The sequence below is a fragment of the Peribacillus sp. NPDC096540 genome, assembly GCF_050278525.1.
Classification (GTDB): Bacteria; Bacillota; Bacilli; order Bacillales; family DSM-1321; genus Peribacillus.
In genome coordinates this window covers 1-16,533 of sequence record NZ_JBNNTG010000060.1, presented here as the reverse complement: position 1 = coordinate 16,533, position 16,533 = coordinate 1, and the positions used below count along the sequence as shown (strand labels likewise).

The window sequence follows — 16,533 nt, the reverse complement described above, 5'->3', positions numbered from 1 at the left end:
GTGATATAAATTGAAACGCCGTATACGCGAACCGTACGTACGGTGTTGTGAGAGGGGCGAAAATAATACACTTATTTTCCCCCTACTCGATTATGGAACTAACGGGGCAGTTTAGTTCAACAAGAAAATTGATTCAAAATGTCACATTAGGCTAAAACCACGACATAAAGAAGTACAATTAATCAGTAGTATATTTGGTTGATTCATCAAATTCTTTAACAGAGAAGGTTAAAAATCTCCATAAAAAAGAAGCTATGATTTCTTTACTCATTAATTCTAGTAATATCACAACTCAATTAACGGTTGATAAAATGAGACAAGGGTATTTATGCGAACCATGTTGAATTGTTAAGTAATTGAAGTTATTAGAAAGGTGTGTTAATTTTGGATATTGAATTAAAATTTTTTTCCGAAAAGGCACTTAAACATATGTTTATTGGAAGTCAATTGGATGGAGTAAAATTTGGTGTTGGACCAGGTGCAATTCTGATTCGATTTATGAATTATAATAATTCTAATAATCAACCAGATGATTTATGGTTAAATATTGAGTCAAAATGGAATGTTTTTTCTTCAGGAAATAATGATTATCCTAACTCGGAGGATGAAATGAGTGAGTTAACTGAAGAGGATGAATATAATATAGTCTTTAAATTACGGAGAGAAAAAGTTGTTGACATTAAATTAGGTGAAACTGTTCCGCACCTTTTTATCGTTTTTCAATCTGGTCAAACCTTGTTTGTAAACGGGCATCACAACATGTATGAATGTTGGCAAGCAGGTGACGGTGCTGGATATACTGGTGATAATTGGCTGATAGTTGCGACCCCTGGTGACGATATCGATATTGCTTCTTGGGCTCCTGATGAATTTTAGGAAAGGAGTGAACGACAATTGAACTAACGCATGAGTTAGTTATTAATAAAGACACTCCTTGAGTGGATTAAAATAGCTATTACTTTGGCTCTGTTTGTTATTATTTCATATTTTTTGTATCCCTAATTCTTTTTCTTATGGCACTAACGGGGCAGTTTAGTTTAATAAGAATACTTACATAATAATATCGGAGGTGTTGGAATGATTACGGTTAAAAATGCTGAAAGTTACCTTAAAGATAAGATTGGTGAAGATGCCGATGATATAAAAAAAGTTTGGGAAACATTTAAGGATTTTTGTAAAGAACCAGTTGAGGGAGAAGAAGATAAAGAAATTCTATTTCAATGTGGTATTTATGATTTTACTGGAGAGGAACTATTTCATTTTGATTTTGTACGTCAATTTACTGTTTATGAAGAAGACGAGTATTCTCGTATGGAACAACTTCACTGTGAATTTTTATTTAAACCAACAGTTGAGTTAAGAAAGTTAGAGGTAGAAGAATGGTCAATGGATTATGATGATATAGATGGTTTTTTAAATCATATAGAAAACCTTCAGGAGTTTAAAATGCCTTCGAATTTAAAGCCGATAAAATCAGAAATGTATCAAGAAGAAGTTTAAACCTTATTTCACTAACAGGTGCGTTAGCTGAAGAACAGCGTTGTCTTTGAAGGCAGCTTTTCTTATTGTGCTAACGGGGCAGGTTAATACAATAGGCTGTTTTCAAAAAAAATGTTGCTTTTTTACTACTTTTGAAATAATTACCTGCTAAGATCGTAGTATTAAAAGGTGTTATTTGAAATTTCAGTAATAGTGTTAACATTTAAATGAATATGGGGGCGAAAAAATGTTTAATAAAGACTCAGAGAAGAATAAAGGCTTAAAGAAGAGATTTGAAGAAATCCTTACAGAAAATGGCGTGGCTAATGGAAACAGAATAATAGTAGATAAAGAAACAGGAATTCATTATTTATTTAGTTGGAGTGGATATGCAGGGGGAATTACCCCGTTATTGGATAAGGATGGAAAACCAATGATAAAACCAAATAATGAATAACACACTTTATCTTGTTCAACTATAGGGGCAGGTTTGTTCAACAAGAAGTCACAATAGGAATGTTCTTTTATTGTAAAATAAAATTACACATAGTTAAGGTTATAAAAAAGGAGGAGAAACCATAATGTTAAATAGTTTTGGACTTCCAGGAAGTATTATTACTGTCTTAGTTGTAGTTGGATTAATCTTCTTATTCAGAAAAATGTTTAAAAGAAACAATCAAATTATTATCAAAAAAGGAGTGGCCAACTTTTGTTGAGCTACTCCTTTTTTGATGCTTTTAGTCCCTCTCTTAAATTATGCCTTTTGAAAAACACTAAAGATTTTCAACACATTATTAGTTTGATTCTGGACCGTGTAAAAAAATCTTTACTCTTTATAAAACAAAAAATAACTACACAAAACAACACCCCGAATTCTTTATTTCTAATTACCTAAGAGTGTTGGGACGGTAACAAACTCATAGCCCTGTGCACGTAATTCGTCAATGATTTGAGGCAATGCCTTAACAGTTTCAAATTGCCCGGATGCATGATAGTTATGTTGAAGGACGATAACTCCAGGTCTAGTGTCTTGCTTCACTCTTGATACAATTTCTTCTGCGTACACTCCACTCCAGTCCTTTGTATCAGCCGTCCACATGATCGAACGGTAGCCTTGTTTATTAAGCATTGCTACCTGTCGATCTTCAATTTCTCCATATGGCGGTCGGAATAAATCTGGTTTGAACCCTATAATTTTCTCAATTTCTGCGGTAGTGGACTGTATATTTTTGTTAAATTGTTGGTCCGTAAGCTCAGGTAAATGCGGGTGATCCCAAGTGTGGTTGCCTATAGCATGTCCTTTTTTGTAAATTTGTCTTAATTGTTCTGGATACTTCTTGGCTCTCTCACCTATCACAAAAAAGGTAGCCTTTACACCCTTTTGCTTTAAGATTTCTAAAATTTGCGGGGTATAGAATCTTCTGGACCGTCGTCAAAAGTCAGGGCGATTCTTTTCTTACTAGGGTTTCCCATATAAATCATTTCATTTTTTATTGGAACATTGATTATTTGTTCAGGGTAAATCCAATTAGGATTTTCAATTGTTGGGTTGGCTTCTAATAACTCAGGTATAGAGACTCCGAGTTTATTAGAAATTTTATAAAGCGTGTCCCCTTCACTAACTATATACGTGTCAGGAATTTCCAAGTATTGACCTGGTTCAATTACAGTAGATAGCAATTTGTTCAAATTAACAATCTTTTCTACTGATGTTTCATACTTATTGGAAATTTTCGAAAGGTTATCTCCTGATTGAACTATGTAAGTCTCAGCTATTGCAGATTTATCAAACATAGGCAGACAAACTAAGATAAATGCAATTAAAATGGTAGCTATTTTAAGCATGATTTCCCTCCTCCTGAAGTTTTTGAAAATAATTGATACAAAGGAAAATAGAAATTTTCTTCAAATGCAAAAGCAAACGAATTGAAAAAATGGTTCACATGTTCCATTTGACGTTTACATTAAAACGAAAAAAACACGGATTTAGCTTAACGCAGAATCCGTGTTGATAATTACTCAATTGCCTTTATTGTTACTTTCAATTCCCCTATTATAAATCATCCGCTTCTTTCAGCAAGAACAAAAGCGCAATCGCCCGTATTGTGGTCTATAAATTTGGGCGATTCTTTTCTTATTAGAATCATCCATAAAAGTCATTCTTGTTGTCCCTTTTATGGAACATTTATTTTATCGCCTGGATAAATCCACTGGGGATTTTCAATTTTCGGGTTGGCTTGTATTAACTCAGACATCGGAATATCAAGTTTAAGTGACATTTTATAGATTGTGTCTCCTGAAACAACTGTGTATGTTTTACTCGGTCCAGGAATTTTTAATTGTTGACCTGGATAAAGGTCAGTAGACTGCAATTTATTTAGATTTACTATCTTATCCATCGATGTTTGATACTTATTAGCAACTTTCCAAAGGGTATCCCCATTTTGAACTTTATAAGTGTTTTTACCCTTGGCATCCCATGTTCCGCCTCGTCGTGAATCAGCAATTCCATCAATGGTACCTTCTTTTTTGTTCACTTCAAGCGCTTGAATTCCACCGAAGTAGACGGATATATGCATTGGTTGAACATTATATCCTCGGTTTCTCATGTCAACTTTTACCTCTTCAGGAAAACCATCTTCTACATATAGATATTTACCTTTACCATAAAACCTTTTAGCTCTCACAGCCTCTTCAAGTGATTCATCCAGATAAAAATGTCTGGCTAACACTTGTGCCATTACAGACGGAATTCTTGCTCCCCCAGGGCTTCCAATCCCAATAGCTCTTTCTCCATTGATCAAAATTGTCGGAGTAGTAGAACTTCTTGGGCGCTTATTAGGTTCATAACGGTTTGGTGAATCTTTTTTAGTGCTAAATTGATATTCAATGGCATTATTGATAAAGTAACCATCCGTATATTCTCCTGTTCCGAAAAAGTTGCTCAATGTATTAGTTGCAGATATCATCATTCCTTCTTTATCGACAATGACAAAATGTGTTGTATCTGTATGGGAATCATTAACGTTTTCCCCGTCATCCTCTGTTACTGTTGAGATCTTGTGAGGAGAAATATTATCAGCAAGTTTTTGGATATGAGCATCACTGACAAGTTCATCCGCATCTATTTTATTGAATGTAGGATCTCCGATTTCTTTTATTCTATCATTCTTTGTGACTCTTGAGATTTCTGTCATTAAATGAGTGAATCGGCCCTCATCACCTTTTGTTTCAGCTATATTCATTTTTTCAGCAAGTTTTAACGACTGAACAAAAGGTACTCCTGTAAGAGGAGGACTGGCAGAATAAACGGTCCATTCATTCAGTTTTCCTTTCACAGGTTCTGGTTTCTGAATTTCATAGTCTTCCAAATCTTTCTTATCCATGTATGGAACAGCTTTTATAAAACTCTCACTTATTTCACCTTTATAAAAAGCGTTTGGACCGTTTTCCTTGATTTTAGTTAGAGTTTTCGCCAACTCCTTTTGTTTTAACGTTTCCCCCGGTTTTATGGGTTTCATATCAGGATAGAAATGCGGCAAGTCCTTTACCGGCAACCTCTGACTGGCGCCTGTAAGACGTTCCGATAATAGTTTGTCGACTTCAACTCCTTTCTCTGCGAAGTCGATTGCAGGTGAAATCAGTTCAGCAAATGGTTTTGACCCATAATCTCTATGTATCATATCCATCCCTTTAACGAAACCGGGGACACCTGATTTTTTACTACCCAGTTTCTCATCAGATGTGGCTTGTACTCGATAATCATAAACAACAGGTTTATTTGTCTTCGGCGGTATAAGTAGCATTTGACCACCGCCGCCAATCCCTGACCCAAATGGCTCAACAACAGAAAGCACGTAGGAAACAGCAATGGCAGCATCAGCGGCATTCCCTCCATTTTCAAGCACTTTCATCCCCACTTCGACTGCGCGGGGATTAGAGGCACTCACACCATAACCTTCTTGTGAACCCATGAGATCAGTAACTGAAGGTGTACTATCTTGTTCACTGGATACCGAATTGGCGTGTACCACTCCCCCCGAAATAATAAGATTTAATAAAAGACATACTGATAATAATTTCTTTAACAAAGTTCCGTTCCCCACCTCACTAAATTTTCATAACAGGATTCATATTATCAGAGAATGAAGGAAGGAAAAATGATTTTATCAAGAATTCACAGAATGTAATATCTCTGTTGCATTCTGTAAAAAAGTAAAATAAAGTTAATAAAGTTAAAAAACGGATAACGATAAATCTTTTACACCGTTAGGAAAGAATCATAAAAAATTGAACATCACGATTATCCTTTATCTATTCCCCCATTTACTAGTATAAAGGTCTGTAAATCAATGGAATTATAAAAATCAGGGGATTAGGATATGAATTTCGGCATTACTTTGTATATGAGTGGACATTAAATGGTTGTTTTAATTGTAGTAATTTTCACTAATTTCAGTTGCTATTGTTGATTTTATTCTACAACTAGATAAGTGAAGAACGAGATTTTTTGATAGAATTGAAAATTTCATTTGTATTTCAAAGAAAACATATTTTTTAGGTATTTAGATCCAGATTATATGCCTATTTAATATCTATTAAAGCTTATTTCGGAGTGTAATTTGACTACTACACAAACCTCGCATTACTTAATAGTATAAAATCTTCATCATTATCCATTTTTTATACATATTTAATTTTTATTATTTTACAATTATAACAACAGAATTACCTATATTAATTTTTTCCTTAATTTCCATAGAAATAATTTCTATTTCCCTATTTTCTGATAATATAACATGTCAGAAAGGTGATGAATGATTATTGATATTATAACTTCGGATATTATAACTTCGATTGTGTTTTGGGATGATATTCTCGTATTTTTGTTCTTTTTAGGCAATGCTTTCCCTGTCCTTCATTTACTCCATTGTTTGCCTTGGTTTCGGGAAAAAAGCGAAGACGTTAATCGTAATGTAGAAATAGAAAAAGAAAAAGGGGTTAGTATAATAGTCCCTTGTTACAATGAACAGGGAATTATTGAGACTTCGATTAACAGTATGAAATCATTATCTTATTCACAGTTTGAGGTCATTTATATCAATGACGGATCAACGGATGAAACACTTTCTTTATTGAATAAGTTTCTAAAATTAACACCATGTTCTAGATCTCCACTCAGAAAGCTGTCCCATAAAAAAGTAAAAAATGTTTTTCAATCCAAGCTTTACCCTCATATATACGTTTTAGATAAAACGAATGGTGGAAAAGCTGATGCCTTAAATGCTGGCATTGAATATTCGAGTCAAAGTTTAGTTATCACATTAGATGCAGACACCATCTTGACAGATCAGGCCTTATCAGTGATTAACAAAACCTTTGAAGATAAGGACGTCGTTGCTGCAGGAGGGGTCGTGCACGTTCTACAAACAAAAACATCTAAACCTTTGAGCTATTTGTCTTTAGTTCATGCAAACATGCTAGTACGTCTCCAAACATTGGATTTTCTAAAAGCTTTCTATGTTACAAAATTATCACTTGCACGTTTTCAAGCTTTAGCCGTCATATCAGGAGCATTTGGTATTTTTACGAAACAAACACTTATTAATGTAGGAGGTTATCGTTCAACTATAGGAGAAGACATTGACATAACACTACGCATCCATAAGTACATATCCAAACAAAAAAATAAGAAGATTGCTCTAATTTCAGATGCTGTTGCTTATACAGAATTACCTGAAAACTGGAAGGACTTTTTTAAACAACGCGTACGCTGGCAAAAGGCATTTATAGACTGTGTCATCCATTTCCGTTCTTTTTTTTGTAAAACCTTATTTACTAAAGCCGTCTCGTTTTTCTATTTATTTGAATCTTTTATAGGTAGAACCATTACTGCTTATATTATGACGAGTTTATTTGTGGTAAATAGTATCTTTAATCCATTTTCTTCTAACATTTTACATATGCTTACCATTTTACTTTACATTTTATTATTTCATTTTATGTATAATTTGGTGGCAATTGGAGTGAGTAGGTATTACGGATTTAGATTTCAAAAGAAAGATATATATCGCTTATTCTTTACTATTCTCCTAGATATTTTTATTTATCGCTTTATCATTATGTACCTTGTAATGTATGGAAGTATTGCTTATTTCTTCAACAAGGACTGGAATAAAGTAAATCGAACAGGACGAGACTATCAAACTGATTCTAAAACTGATTCTAAATCTGTAGCATAGTCCAATAATTAAGAGAGTATGTATTTTTCAGAACAAAAGCACAAGTGCCCGTTTAGCGACGTATGGACTGGACCACTCCGAATGAGATAAAGGAAACACGAAGAGCGTAAGCGATTCGATGTTAACTTATCGCAGTGAGGAGGGGGAAGTTCATTAGTCGCTGGGACGCTTACGCTGGATGTCGAAGCGCTTATCCACAGGTCAAAAATTTATAATTTCATATTTTTAAATACAAACAAATAATCTATAATCCATTAGATTTATTAAAGTGAGGTATACAATGAGCACTGGAAAGAGAAAAAAAATATTACTTATTATATTAACCACAATTATTATTTTAATTTTAGGGGGAGGCAGTTTCACATATTACTTATGGTCTATGGTAACGTCAACTGTAGCAAGTATTCAAGTAAAATACGAATCTAAAGAACGACTAGAAAAGATTAACATTAAAGAAGGAGATCCCATTTCAGTTTTACTAATGGGAATTGATGATCCCGCAGATCGAGAACTACACGGACGGTCTGATGCATTAATCTTATTAACGATTAATCCCCATAGTCAATCCATGCACGTGGTAAGCATTCCTCGTGATACGTATACTAAGATAATTGGGAAAGGAACAAAAGATAAGATTAACCACTCTCATGCATTGGGTGGTGATGGAATGACCATACGTACCGTAGAAAAGTTCTTAGATATTCCTGTTGATTATTTTATAAAGGGTGATATGAAAAGCTTTGTAGATATTGTTGATGCAGTAGGAGGAGTGAAAGTAGATAATGATTTAGATTTTACTATTTATGGTGTTCATTATCCGACAGGCACGATCAATTTGAACGGTAAAGAAGCCCTAGGTTACTCTCGAATGAGAAAAGACGATCCACGGGGGGACTTTGGTCGACAACTTCGACAACGTCAAGTAATTGAAGCTGTGATTAATAAGGGATCCCACATATCCTCTATTACGAAATTTGATGATATATTTAAAGTTGTTGAAAACAACGTGAAAACAAACTTGACTTTCAATGATATGTGGGCTATTCAATCCAATTATAAAGAGTCCCTTCAAAACATAGTACAGCACCAAATTGATGGAAAAGATTCGGAAATGAATAAAATCTACTATTTTATACCAGATAAAGAAAAGGTTGGTGAAATTTCCGATGAATTGAAAAAACACCTTGAGATTGACAAGCAATAACTTTCTATCTATCGGTCTATGCCTATTGATTTCTTAAAGGCTCCGATGCAAAAGAATGACTTTATCATAAATGGACATTTTGATAGTCGATCACAAGTTTTATTTGGACTAAACAGTTTAAGAAAGATTTATAACTACAATAAGCAACCTTGTTAACTCTAATTAGAGTAATAAGGTTGCTTACACTATTTCCACCACATTACTTCCCATTCCCATTTCTTTTTGATACTATTTCTAAAGACGATTTTCTATGAAAAGAGGTTGTTGAATGAAGAAACACTACCTCCTTCTAGCAATAGTAGCATTGCTCATTTTTATAGGAGGGTTTTTTTTAGAATCTATATTTACAAGTAACAATACAGAAAAAGGTCAGACACAAACACAAAGCCAACTCATAATAGGAGAAGCGCCAAAATCAGAACAACATATTAAAAAGGAAAACCCCCAGTTAGAACCTGTCGATTCAAAAGTATTAATAGGATATATTCAGGATTTTAGAGATCCCGCGTCGATCGATTATACGAAGTTAACACATATTATTTTTTCATTTGTCCATCCTGAAAAAGATGGAAGTCTCCTATTGAATGGTGGGAAGGCCTTATCAAATCTCCGCAAAATGGTTCAAAATGCACACCAAGAAGATACAAAGGCGATGATTGCTGTAGGTGGCATGCGCCACTTGAAAGGCGGAGAATCATATGACTATTTTAAAACTGCCATAGCAAATCCCACTTCTCGTACAAAGCTTATTGACGAACTAATTGAACTAACGAATGAAGAGAATCTTGATGGGATTGATATTGATTTTGAGCACCCCCGTTCAAAAGAGGATGCACATTATCTAGCTGTTTTTACAAAAACATTGGGAGAAAAGTTACACTTAAATGACAAGGAGTTATCGATAGCCGTATATTCAATGATTCATAGTGTGACAGGGACAGAAGTTCAATCAGTCGTTTATGATCCATCCATGTTTTATTATGTTGACCACGTTAATATCATGGCATATGACGGTCAATGGGACGGGAAATACAATGCTGCAAATTTATCACCGTATCCATTCACTAAGAATATCGTAAGCTATTGGTCTAATTTATTTGACAAACTTGGAATTTCGAAGAAAAAGTTAGTATTAGGAGTTCCTCTTTTTGCACAACCAGAAGACTTAACGAAAATGCATTTATCTTATAATGCTATCATTAATCATGATCCTACAAATGCTGAAAGAGACAAAGTTAACTTGAACGGGACGACCTATCATTATAATGGAGAAACGACAATGATAAAGAAAACCAAACTTGCTCTTGCTAACGAATTTGGTGGTATGATGCTATGGGAGCTGGGGCATGATGCTGAAGGGACGCGTAGTTTAACAAGCGCTATTTTTGACGTTCTGATTAAAAGACAGGAAGATGAGAATCAATAGCGCCCTCCCCATTGTCTAACTGGAGGCGGGCACTAATGATGTATTATCATTTATTCTGTTAACCACTCGTTTTCACTCTTGATTTTAATAGGTTTTTTAGTAGTTGTTTTCGAGGATTTACGTGGGGAGCTTATGGGCGGCATGATGTAGCTTGGTGCCTAAACCCATTAATAATATCAAGGTTTAAAACCGTTGTTATCGTACGAGGGGTAACATTGGGGTAACATTTTCTGAATTAGAGGTTTTCCATTAATTTTCGAAATTTAATGGAAGCCTCTTTTTTCATGTATTTTGTGTAGAAGAAAGACGATCAGCGAGCAATTTTTTATTAGCTGATAGAGAAGCTGTTTTCAATTCACGACATTTTTAGCATATAAGCTACAAGAACAAGGAAAACAACTTGTAAAAATAGATAAGTGGTTTCCTTCTACAAAAATGTGTAGTAGTTGTGGAAGCAAAAAAGATATGTCACTATCTGAACGCACTTATGAGTGTTCTTGCGGACTAAAAATAAGTCGTGACTATAACGCAGCTATGAATATCAAAAAGGAAGCTATACGCTTATTAGCGTTGGCATAAATAGTAACAAAATAACCTTTGGAACAAGGGAGTTAGCTCGGCTGTCGTAAGACGAATTCGTTAGCTATCAAAAGTAACGATTAACCGAGAAGCCCCCACTTATCGGATATAAATATGAAGTCAATTTTAAAGATTTTAATATAAAAACGATTATCTTTAATAATGAAATACCTGTTTATTTTGATATTGAAATAGCAGGTGTAAGGGAGTGGATAAATGAAGATAAGAAATTGGTTAATGAAGTCAATCCCACAAAAATTAATCTGAAAAAAGATTTAGTAATCAAAAACGTTATTACTTTCCCGAAAGGAAAAGAGTTTTATGCTGTTTCTGACACCAGCAATGATGATAAGAAATTTTGGAATTTATATGACGGTTCAACTTATGAAAGGATACTAAGATTAAAGGATTCTGAGGTAAAAGAGTATTTTAATGGTTAACTTTTTCTTTAGGGTGAATATGGGGAAGATTGTGAATCATTGTATTTAAGCTAACGGGTGAAGATCAGAGCTGTCTTTAAGGCAGCTCTTTCTTTATGGAACTATCGGGGCAGGATAGTTGAAGAGTGCTGTTTGATCTTTATTCAACAATTGGGCCATTTAATTGAATAAGGCTTATTGAACTTCCTCCATTTGTCGTTTTGAGTTTAACAACACTCCAATAAGCAAGTTCATAGCAGTATGGAAACGCCCATTCATTAAATTAGTTAGCATTGCAGCAGAAGGTTCCCCAGGAAGAGAAGCCAATTCGAACAACTTAGATGTTACCATTTTTAATTTATCTCCATTTGCATTCCATATTTCGATTATAGCTGAAATATCCTGCAGTTATAATAGCCATAGATTGGTCATTATAATATGTAGGGAGATAAAAAATGAATACTTTCAAATTTACACTGTTGATACTTTTAACGACATTTTTAATGGGTTCTTCTTTTGCTGTAGTTAAAATTGGTTTGCCTTATTCATCACCATTGTTATTAGCAGCATTACGCTTCACACTTGCCGGAATCATAATGGCAGTAATCGTTATCGTTTTAAAAAGACCGCACCCAACATCTAAAGGAAACTGGATAAAGATGCTTATTATTGGTACTTTCCAAACAGCCGGTGTTATGGGTTGTATTTTCTTGAGTTTACGAACTATTACGGCTAGTGAATCCTCAATTCTTACATTCACGAACCCGTTACTTGTTGTTGTATTCGGTACCATCTTTTCACAAACACGCTATAAACTTTATCAATGGATTGGTGTTCTTTTAGGGATAGTAGGGGTAAGTATTACAATGGGTGCTCAAATTGAATTTAAGATTGGCATTCTTTTCGGAATTCTTTCTGCTGTTTTTTGGGCAATTTCCACATTATTAGCTAAAAAATGGGGAGCGTTTTTCGATACATGGGTTCTATCCGCCTATCAGATGCTTTTTGGTGGATTACTACTTTTACTTGGAAGTTTTATTTTTGAAAAACCAGTTTTCATTTTAAACGGTAATTCATTGTTCATTTTATTATGGTTAAGTATTATGTCTTCTATTGTTCAATTTGCCGTTTGGTATTATCTTTTACAAAAGGGTGATCCAGGAAAGACGAGTGCCTTTTTATTTTTGGCACCTTTCTTCGGTGTATTATCTGGTTGGTTACTATTAGGGGATCCGTTATACCCTTCACTCATAGTTGGTGGCCTGTTTATTATTATTGGTATCTATCTTGTAAATAGCAATTTTCAGCAGAAAAATAATCTAGTTAAAAGAACTATTTAAATGAATAGCTTGGTCTAAGCGTTCAAGCGCTTATATGGCCCCTCATAGTGTACAGAAAAAAGAAAGCTATCCTTATCTGTCTACTAAGGAGGGGCTTTTCTCAGCGCTAAATTACATATTTATATAAAAATCTTGTTTAAACCCTACTTTCCCTCTATCTGTGACTTTTACAGCGCGAATTGATGGAACTCGAACTATCCAACCTAAATCAAAAAAGTGTGTAATAAGTCCGTGTCCTAAAGCGCCACCAAGATGATGGTGACGCTCACTCCAGTCTAAACATGCGTGAGAAAATGAGCGGCGTTTTCTTTTTAATTCCCCTAAATCAATGCCGAAATCAGTAAAAAACTGTTTTCCTTTAGGTGTAACTACAAATTCTCTTTCTTCTTTTTCCAAATAACCAGCATTCAACATCGATTCGGTTAAATCGACTCCTAATTTTCCTGCTAAATGGTCATAGCAAGTTCTGGCTTCCCGAAGCAATTTTACTTGGCTAGATTGTTTTAACGAACGCACTTCAGGAGGTGGAGAAATCGCAAGAAACGATTCTAAAATGCGCGCGACTTCTCCATTGGCTAGCTGATAATAGCGATGACGTCCGTGTTTTTCAACGTTAACAAGGTTACCTTCTATCAATTTAGAAAGGTGAAAACTGGCTGTTTGAGGTGTTATCGCAGCCATAAAAGCTAATTCACTGGCTGTATGAAAACGCCCGTCCATTAAACTCGTTAGAATTGTTGCCCGCGACGTTTCTCCAAGGAGAAAGGCAACTTCCGCCACATTAGGATTTATACTCATTTTTCCCAACCTTTCTGCATTCCATATTTCGATTATAGTTGAAGTGTCTATCGTTTACAATGAATAATAACAATTCAAGGAGGTAACATAATGAACAGCTATTATGTAGCAATATTTACTTCTCAAAGAACAAAGCACGTTTCAAAAGGATATGCAAGTATGACAGACGAGATGGTAGAATTAGCAAGATTACAACCTGGATTTATTAGCGTTGAGAGCGCAAGAGATCACGAAGGGCATGGTATTACAGTTTCTTATTGGGAATCCTTAGAAGCGATTCAAAAGTGGAAAGAGAATACGAATCATCAAGTAGCACAACAAAAAGGAAAAGAAACGTGGTACAGTAAATTCAACGTGCAGATTTGTAAAGTAGTAAGAGAGTATTCTTTTAAAGGGAGTGATTGAATTGTTCAATTCAACCGAAAAAGGAAACGCTCAGTCCTTGGTCGCTAAAAGGTAACTTGAGTTTAAAAGAGGTTGCATTTGCGCAGCCACTTATTAAATTCACCTAAATCAGCTAGTAGTTGCTTGTGAAGAATTGTTCTTAAAGTAACGGGAGCTTGAGTAAAACGGTTGCAATTAAGCAGCCTTTTTTCTTATTGCTCTAACGGGTGCGTTGAAGAAGAATTAAGTGATTTAAGACTAAGGCCATATTTTAGTTATTCCATTAAAGGGCGCGATTCTTGAAGAAGGTTCGCTTTTCTTATAGAACTACCATGAAAATTAAAAAAGCTCAAAATCCAGAAAAAACCATAACAAAATAGCCCCAGTAAAAACGCTTTTTAAAAAAGGCTGAGCCTTATGAGTGATCTGATTGAGTTTGGTAAATCGTTAAACAAAAATCTCCAGTCATAGCAAATTAAGTAGAGGCTAGCGCGACGACCAAAAAAGGATTAATCTCCCATGAGTGCTACCCATATAGGGCGCGACAGTCGGTGGTACACCGTGGTCGTCGGAGTCAGACTAACGGATGGGCTCAAAGGCACCATAGTTCAACGACCTTCTTCGCCAGCCATTAAAACATTATCGACATAGAGACCAATTTTCATTCTCTGTGGTGAAGCGCTGATTTTTGCGCTTCATGGATGGCTAACGGGTGCGTTAGTTCATTAAGAAGAAGAAAAAAAAGTCGATTTCTTAACGTCTTTTACGCACTTTTTTGATTGTTACTTCTTTAAAATAGACTCTGTTAAACAATGCTTTTGATTTTTCTTCTTCAACTAACGAAAAAACTCTAATTCACATAATCATCTTTATAGGTACTGAAAAAGGATCTTCGGTTGGAAGATCCTTTTAGCTGCTTGTTCAATTAAAGCGCCCGATTGTTTAACAAAACAGAAGTTATTTCTTTTCTTTATCAGTCCATAAAACTTTGTATAAAAGTGCAAACTCGGCTTCTTCAATACCTGTAGGTAATTCGCCATTTTCGCTTTCAACAGAACGCAAACTGTTTTTAGTAGTGCCTAACCACGCTACTAAATATGCAGGTTTATTTTTTTCTAAAGTAATCTTTTCGCCTATTAACTTACTAAAGGAAGACATTGTCATATTATTTGAATACTCCGTTGTAGTAAGTCCAGATGGTACACCAGTTAACAGCTTTAAAGAATGACCTTCATCTTCGATACCACTTATTCCAAAAGAAATGAGGCTGTCTTTAAATTTTGCTTTCGGTCCATCTGAAGTATTTTGCAACTCCTTTTTAAACTTACCGTTTTCAAATTCCACCACTGAGAATTGCAAATTATCATCTTCCTTAAGAGTGCCATTCAGCCTAAAAAATTCAATTTGCCCTACACCAGTCTTGCTAATGAGCAGTTTTTCCTTTTCACTCATGTTATATGACTCAATGGTTATTTTCGTATTTGATGACGGCTTTTCTTTCTCTACACCGGTACACCCTGTTAGCAACAAGGTGAAAATTATAAACAAACAATACCCTTTAAAATTTCGCATCTTTTACTCCCCCAATTAAACAGCTTTTATTTCATTAATTTATTATCAAGTCTATAAAACTCAACTTTATCGTCAAATAACCAGAATTCTATGGATATATCTCTTTTTTTATCTACATAGCCGATAATATCTACTCCTTGTTCCAAGCGAAAATAATGATTCTTTCCATATGCTTTTATTACATCTTCTTTTTTGTCACCAATTTTTATTACTTTTACAGTTTCTAAATTCCTGTCAGTTATGTTAAACCTCGTAATTTTGCCAGATTTGTTAGTTGCGACTTCAATTCCTTTTCTTAACTCATAATAATCATAACCTGTAACATCTCTACTTTGTTCGGTTTTCTTTCCATACTTTTTTGTAATTTCTTCGCTATAAAAATCATCATTTAAAAACAGACCTTCAATATTTTCTTTACTTAAATCTGTTGTTTTTGTAAATGTATGATGATATGAGCGAGAGAAAGTATGGTTAAATGAAAATACCGTTAATAATAGTAAAATTCCAATTGTAATAAAAATAATAATATTTCGTCTCATACAAAACCCCTTTTAAGAATTTTCCCTAAATTAAGTTTACCAAATGGCCCTTTAGTTGAACAAGATCCCAAAGGATCGTATGAATACTCTATACAAATCCAGTTAACATAAAGTGAATTTTAGGAAGTAGCTAAAAAAGCCAAACCCATGTGTATCAGGGATTTGACTCTTAGTAGTTTTTTATCGTTTATTCAGGATTTTATACAACCTTGATGTAGCGAGGGTTTGCTAGATGATCAATAAAAAGCCCTAGATTAACCACTAGAGCTTTTTCTATTTCATCTTTATTTATCTAATTATGAAATCTGTAGGTTCGTAAAAGTATACTTTTACGAACTTTATTTGATTGTTACTTCTTTAAAATAGACTCTATTAAACAATGCTTTTGATTTTTCTTCTTCAACTAACGGGGCAGGTTAGCTGAATAAGGATAAGTCGAGTAGCAGGTATGCCGGGTATTACTATGATATTGATATGAATCATTATTATTTGAATGCCAGATATTATAATCCTGAAAACGGTAATTTTTTGTCGCTAGATGCGTATCCTGG

17 protein-coding genes and 1 pseudogene are annotated in these 16,533 nt (G+C 34.5%); 11 read left to right on the top strand and 7 right to left on the bottom strand.

Annotation, left to right across the window (positions count from 1 at the left end):
* Window positions 1-384 precede the first annotated feature (384 nt).
* From ACQKMR_RS26840 to ACQKMR_RS26830, 3 genes are all read left to right on the top strand, one after another.
* Window positions 385-876, top strand: a complete 492-nt coding sequence (locus tag ACQKMR_RS26840) for a hypothetical protein (RefSeq protein ID WP_427700004.1) — start codon at window positions 385-387, stop codon at window positions 874-876.
* Between the two features lie 201 nt (window positions 877-1,077).
* Window positions 1,078-1,500: a hypothetical protein gene (locus ACQKMR_RS26835; protein WP_427700003.1), complete on the top strand. Its 423-nt coding sequence runs from the start codon at window positions 1,078-1,080 to the stop codon at window positions 1,498-1,500.
* Between the two features lie 226 nt (window positions 1,501-1,726).
* Window positions 1,727-1,936: a DUF6440 family protein gene (locus ACQKMR_RS26830; protein WP_427700002.1), complete on the top strand. Its 210-nt coding sequence runs from the start codon at window positions 1,727-1,729 to the stop codon at window positions 1,934-1,936.
* Window positions 1,937-2,362: 426 nt separating this feature from the next.
* Here the strand turns inward: ACQKMR_RS26830 and ACQKMR_RS26825 are convergent, their stop codons facing one another.
* The 3 genes from ACQKMR_RS26825 to ACQKMR_RS26815 all read right to left on the bottom strand — a co-directional run bounded on the left by ACQKMR_RS26825 (window position 2,363) and on the right by ACQKMR_RS26815 (window position 5,570).
* Complete coding sequence (locus tag ACQKMR_RS26825; protein WP_427700001.1) at window positions 2,363-2,836, bottom strand: polysaccharide deacetylase family protein; 474 nt, start codon at window positions 2,834-2,836, stop codon at window positions 2,363-2,365.
* A gap of 38 nt (window positions 2,837-2,874) precedes the next feature.
* Window positions 2,875-3,324: a LysM peptidoglycan-binding domain-containing protein gene (locus ACQKMR_RS26820; RefSeq protein ID WP_427700000.1), complete on the bottom strand. Its 450-nt coding sequence runs from the start codon at window positions 3,322-3,324 to the stop codon at window positions 2,875-2,877.
* Window positions 3,325-3,653: 329 nt separating this feature from the next.
* A complete protein-coding gene (locus tag ACQKMR_RS26815) occupies window positions 3,654-5,570 on the bottom strand; it encodes a gamma-glutamyltransferase (protein ID WP_427699999.1) in 1,917 nt (638 codons plus the stop codon).
* 726 nt (window positions 5,571-6,296) lie between these two features.
* Between ACQKMR_RS26815 and ACQKMR_RS26810 the strand changes: the two genes are divergently transcribed.
* From ACQKMR_RS26810 to ACQKMR_RS26790, 5 genes and pseudogenes are all read left to right on the top strand, one after another.
* Window positions 6,297-7,721 (top strand): glycosyltransferase, encoded by a 1,425-nt coding sequence (locus tag ACQKMR_RS26810; protein WP_427699998.1) that lies wholly within the window; start codon window positions 6,297-6,299, stop codon window positions 7,719-7,721.
* 280 nt (window positions 7,722-8,001) lie between these two features.
* Window positions 8,002-8,925, top strand: coding sequence for an LCP family protein (locus ACQKMR_RS26805; protein WP_427699997.1), 924 nt, complete (start codon window positions 8,002-8,004; stop codon window positions 8,923-8,925).
* A 268-nt stretch (window positions 8,926-9,193) separates the two neighbouring features.
* On the top strand, window positions 9,194-10,351 hold the full coding sequence (locus tag ACQKMR_RS26800) for a glycosyl hydrolase family 18 protein (RefSeq protein ID WP_427699996.1): 1,158 nt from the start codon (window positions 9,194-9,196) through the stop codon (window positions 10,349-10,351).
* A 354-nt stretch (window positions 10,352-10,705) separates the two neighbouring features.
* A pseudogene (locus ACQKMR_RS26795) lies at window positions 10,706-10,930 on the top strand (zinc ribbon domain-containing protein); the annotation flags it as partial.
* Between the two features lie 230 nt (window positions 10,931-11,160).
* Entirely contained in the window at window positions 11,161-11,370 is a 210-nt protein-coding gene (locus ACQKMR_RS26790) for a hypothetical protein (protein WP_427699995.1), read from the top strand.
* Between the two features lie 174 nt (window positions 11,371-11,544).
* Here the strand turns inward: ACQKMR_RS26790 and ACQKMR_RS26785 are convergent, their stop codons facing one another.
* Window positions 11,545-11,700: a hypothetical protein gene (locus ACQKMR_RS26785; protein WP_427699994.1), complete on the bottom strand. Its 156-nt coding sequence runs from the start codon at window positions 11,698-11,700 to the stop codon at window positions 11,545-11,547.
* Between the two features lie 104 nt (window positions 11,701-11,804).
* Between ACQKMR_RS26785 and ACQKMR_RS26780 the strand changes: the two genes are divergently transcribed.
* Window positions 11,805-12,689 (top strand): DMT family transporter, encoded by an 885-nt coding sequence (locus ACQKMR_RS26780; protein WP_427699993.1) that lies wholly within the window; start codon window positions 11,805-11,807, stop codon window positions 12,687-12,689.
* A 111-nt stretch (window positions 12,690-12,800) separates the two neighbouring features.
* On the opposite strand, the gene ACQKMR_RS26775 is transcribed toward ACQKMR_RS26780, so the two are convergent.
* Window positions 12,801-13,487 (bottom strand): ArsR/SmtB family transcription factor, encoded by a 687-nt coding sequence (locus tag ACQKMR_RS26775; protein ID WP_427699992.1) that lies wholly within the window; start codon window positions 13,485-13,487, stop codon window positions 12,801-12,803.
* 90 nt (window positions 13,488-13,577) lie between these two features.
* On the opposite strand from ACQKMR_RS26775, the gene ACQKMR_RS26770 reads away from it, so the two are divergent.
* Window positions 13,578-13,892 carry an antibiotic biosynthesis monooxygenase family protein gene (locus ACQKMR_RS26770; RefSeq protein ID WP_427699991.1) on the top strand — a complete coding sequence of 105 codons (315 nt, stop codon included), beginning with the start codon at window positions 13,578-13,580 and terminating at the stop codon, window positions 13,890-13,892.
* Window positions 13,893-14,828: 936 nt separating this feature from the next.
* Here the strand turns inward: ACQKMR_RS26770 and ACQKMR_RS26765 are convergent.
* Window positions 14,829-15,443, bottom strand: a complete 615-nt coding sequence (locus ACQKMR_RS26765; RefSeq protein ID WP_427699990.1) for a hypothetical protein — start codon at window positions 15,441-15,443, stop codon at window positions 14,829-14,831.
* Window positions 15,444-15,469: 26 nt separating this feature from the next.
* A complete protein-coding gene (locus ACQKMR_RS26760) occupies window positions 15,470-15,982 on the bottom strand; it encodes a hypothetical protein (RefSeq protein ID WP_427699989.1) in 513 nt (170 codons plus the stop codon).
* 420 nt (window positions 15,983-16,402) lie between these two features.
* Here ACQKMR_RS26760 and ACQKMR_RS26755 point away from each other — a divergent pair.
* The coding region (locus tag ACQKMR_RS26755) for an RHS repeat-associated core domain-containing protein (RefSeq protein ID WP_427700005.1) at window positions 16,403-16,533 on the top strand (131 nt) is incomplete at its 3' end.

What these genes read in the sequence shown, in the direction of transcription:
- ACQKMR_RS26835 (WP_427700003.1), top strand. Translation starts at nt 1,078, where the DNA reads ATGATTACGGTTAAAAATGCTGAAAGTTACCTTAAAGATAAGATTGGT.
- ACQKMR_RS26830 (WP_427700002.1), top strand. Translation starts at nt 1,727, where the DNA reads ATGTTTAATAAAGACTCAGAGAAGAATAAAGGCTTAAAGAAGAGATTT.
- ACQKMR_RS26820 (WP_427700000.1), bottom strand. Translation starts at nt 3,324, where the DNA reads ATGCTTAAAATAGCTACCATTTTAATTGCATTTATCTTAGTTTGTCTG.
- ACQKMR_RS26810 (WP_427699998.1), top strand. Translation starts at nt 6,297, where the DNA reads ATGATTATTGATATTATAACTTCGGATATTATAACTTCGATTGTGTTT.
- ACQKMR_RS26805 (WP_427699997.1), top strand. Translation starts at nt 8,002, where the DNA reads ATGAGCACTGGAAAGAGAAAAAAAATATTACTTATTATATTAACCACA.
- ACQKMR_RS26800 (WP_427699996.1), top strand. Translation starts at nt 9,194, where the DNA reads ATGAAGAAACACTACCTCCTTCTAGCAATAGTAGCATTGCTCATTTTT.
- ACQKMR_RS26785 (WP_427699994.1), bottom strand. Translation starts at nt 11,700, where the DNA reads ATGGTAACATCTAAGTTGTTCGAATTGGCTTCTCTTCCTGGGGAACCT.
- ACQKMR_RS26780 (WP_427699993.1), top strand. Translation starts at nt 11,805, where the DNA reads ATGAATACTTTCAAATTTACACTGTTGATACTTTTAACGACATTTTTA.
- ACQKMR_RS26775 (WP_427699992.1), bottom strand. Translation starts at nt 13,487, where the DNA reads ATGAGTATAAATCCTAATGTGGCGGAAGTTGCCTTTCTCCTTGGAGAA.
- ACQKMR_RS26770 (WP_427699991.1), top strand. Translation starts at nt 13,578, where the DNA reads ATGAACAGCTATTATGTAGCAATATTTACTTCTCAAAGAACAAAGCAC.
- ACQKMR_RS26765 (WP_427699990.1), bottom strand. Translation starts at nt 15,443, where the DNA reads ATGCGAAATTTTAAAGGGTATTGTTTGTTTATAATTTTCACCTTGTTG.
- ACQKMR_RS26760 (WP_427699989.1), bottom strand. Translation starts at nt 15,982, where the DNA reads ATGAGACGAAATATTATTATTTTTATTACAATTGGAATTTTACTATTA.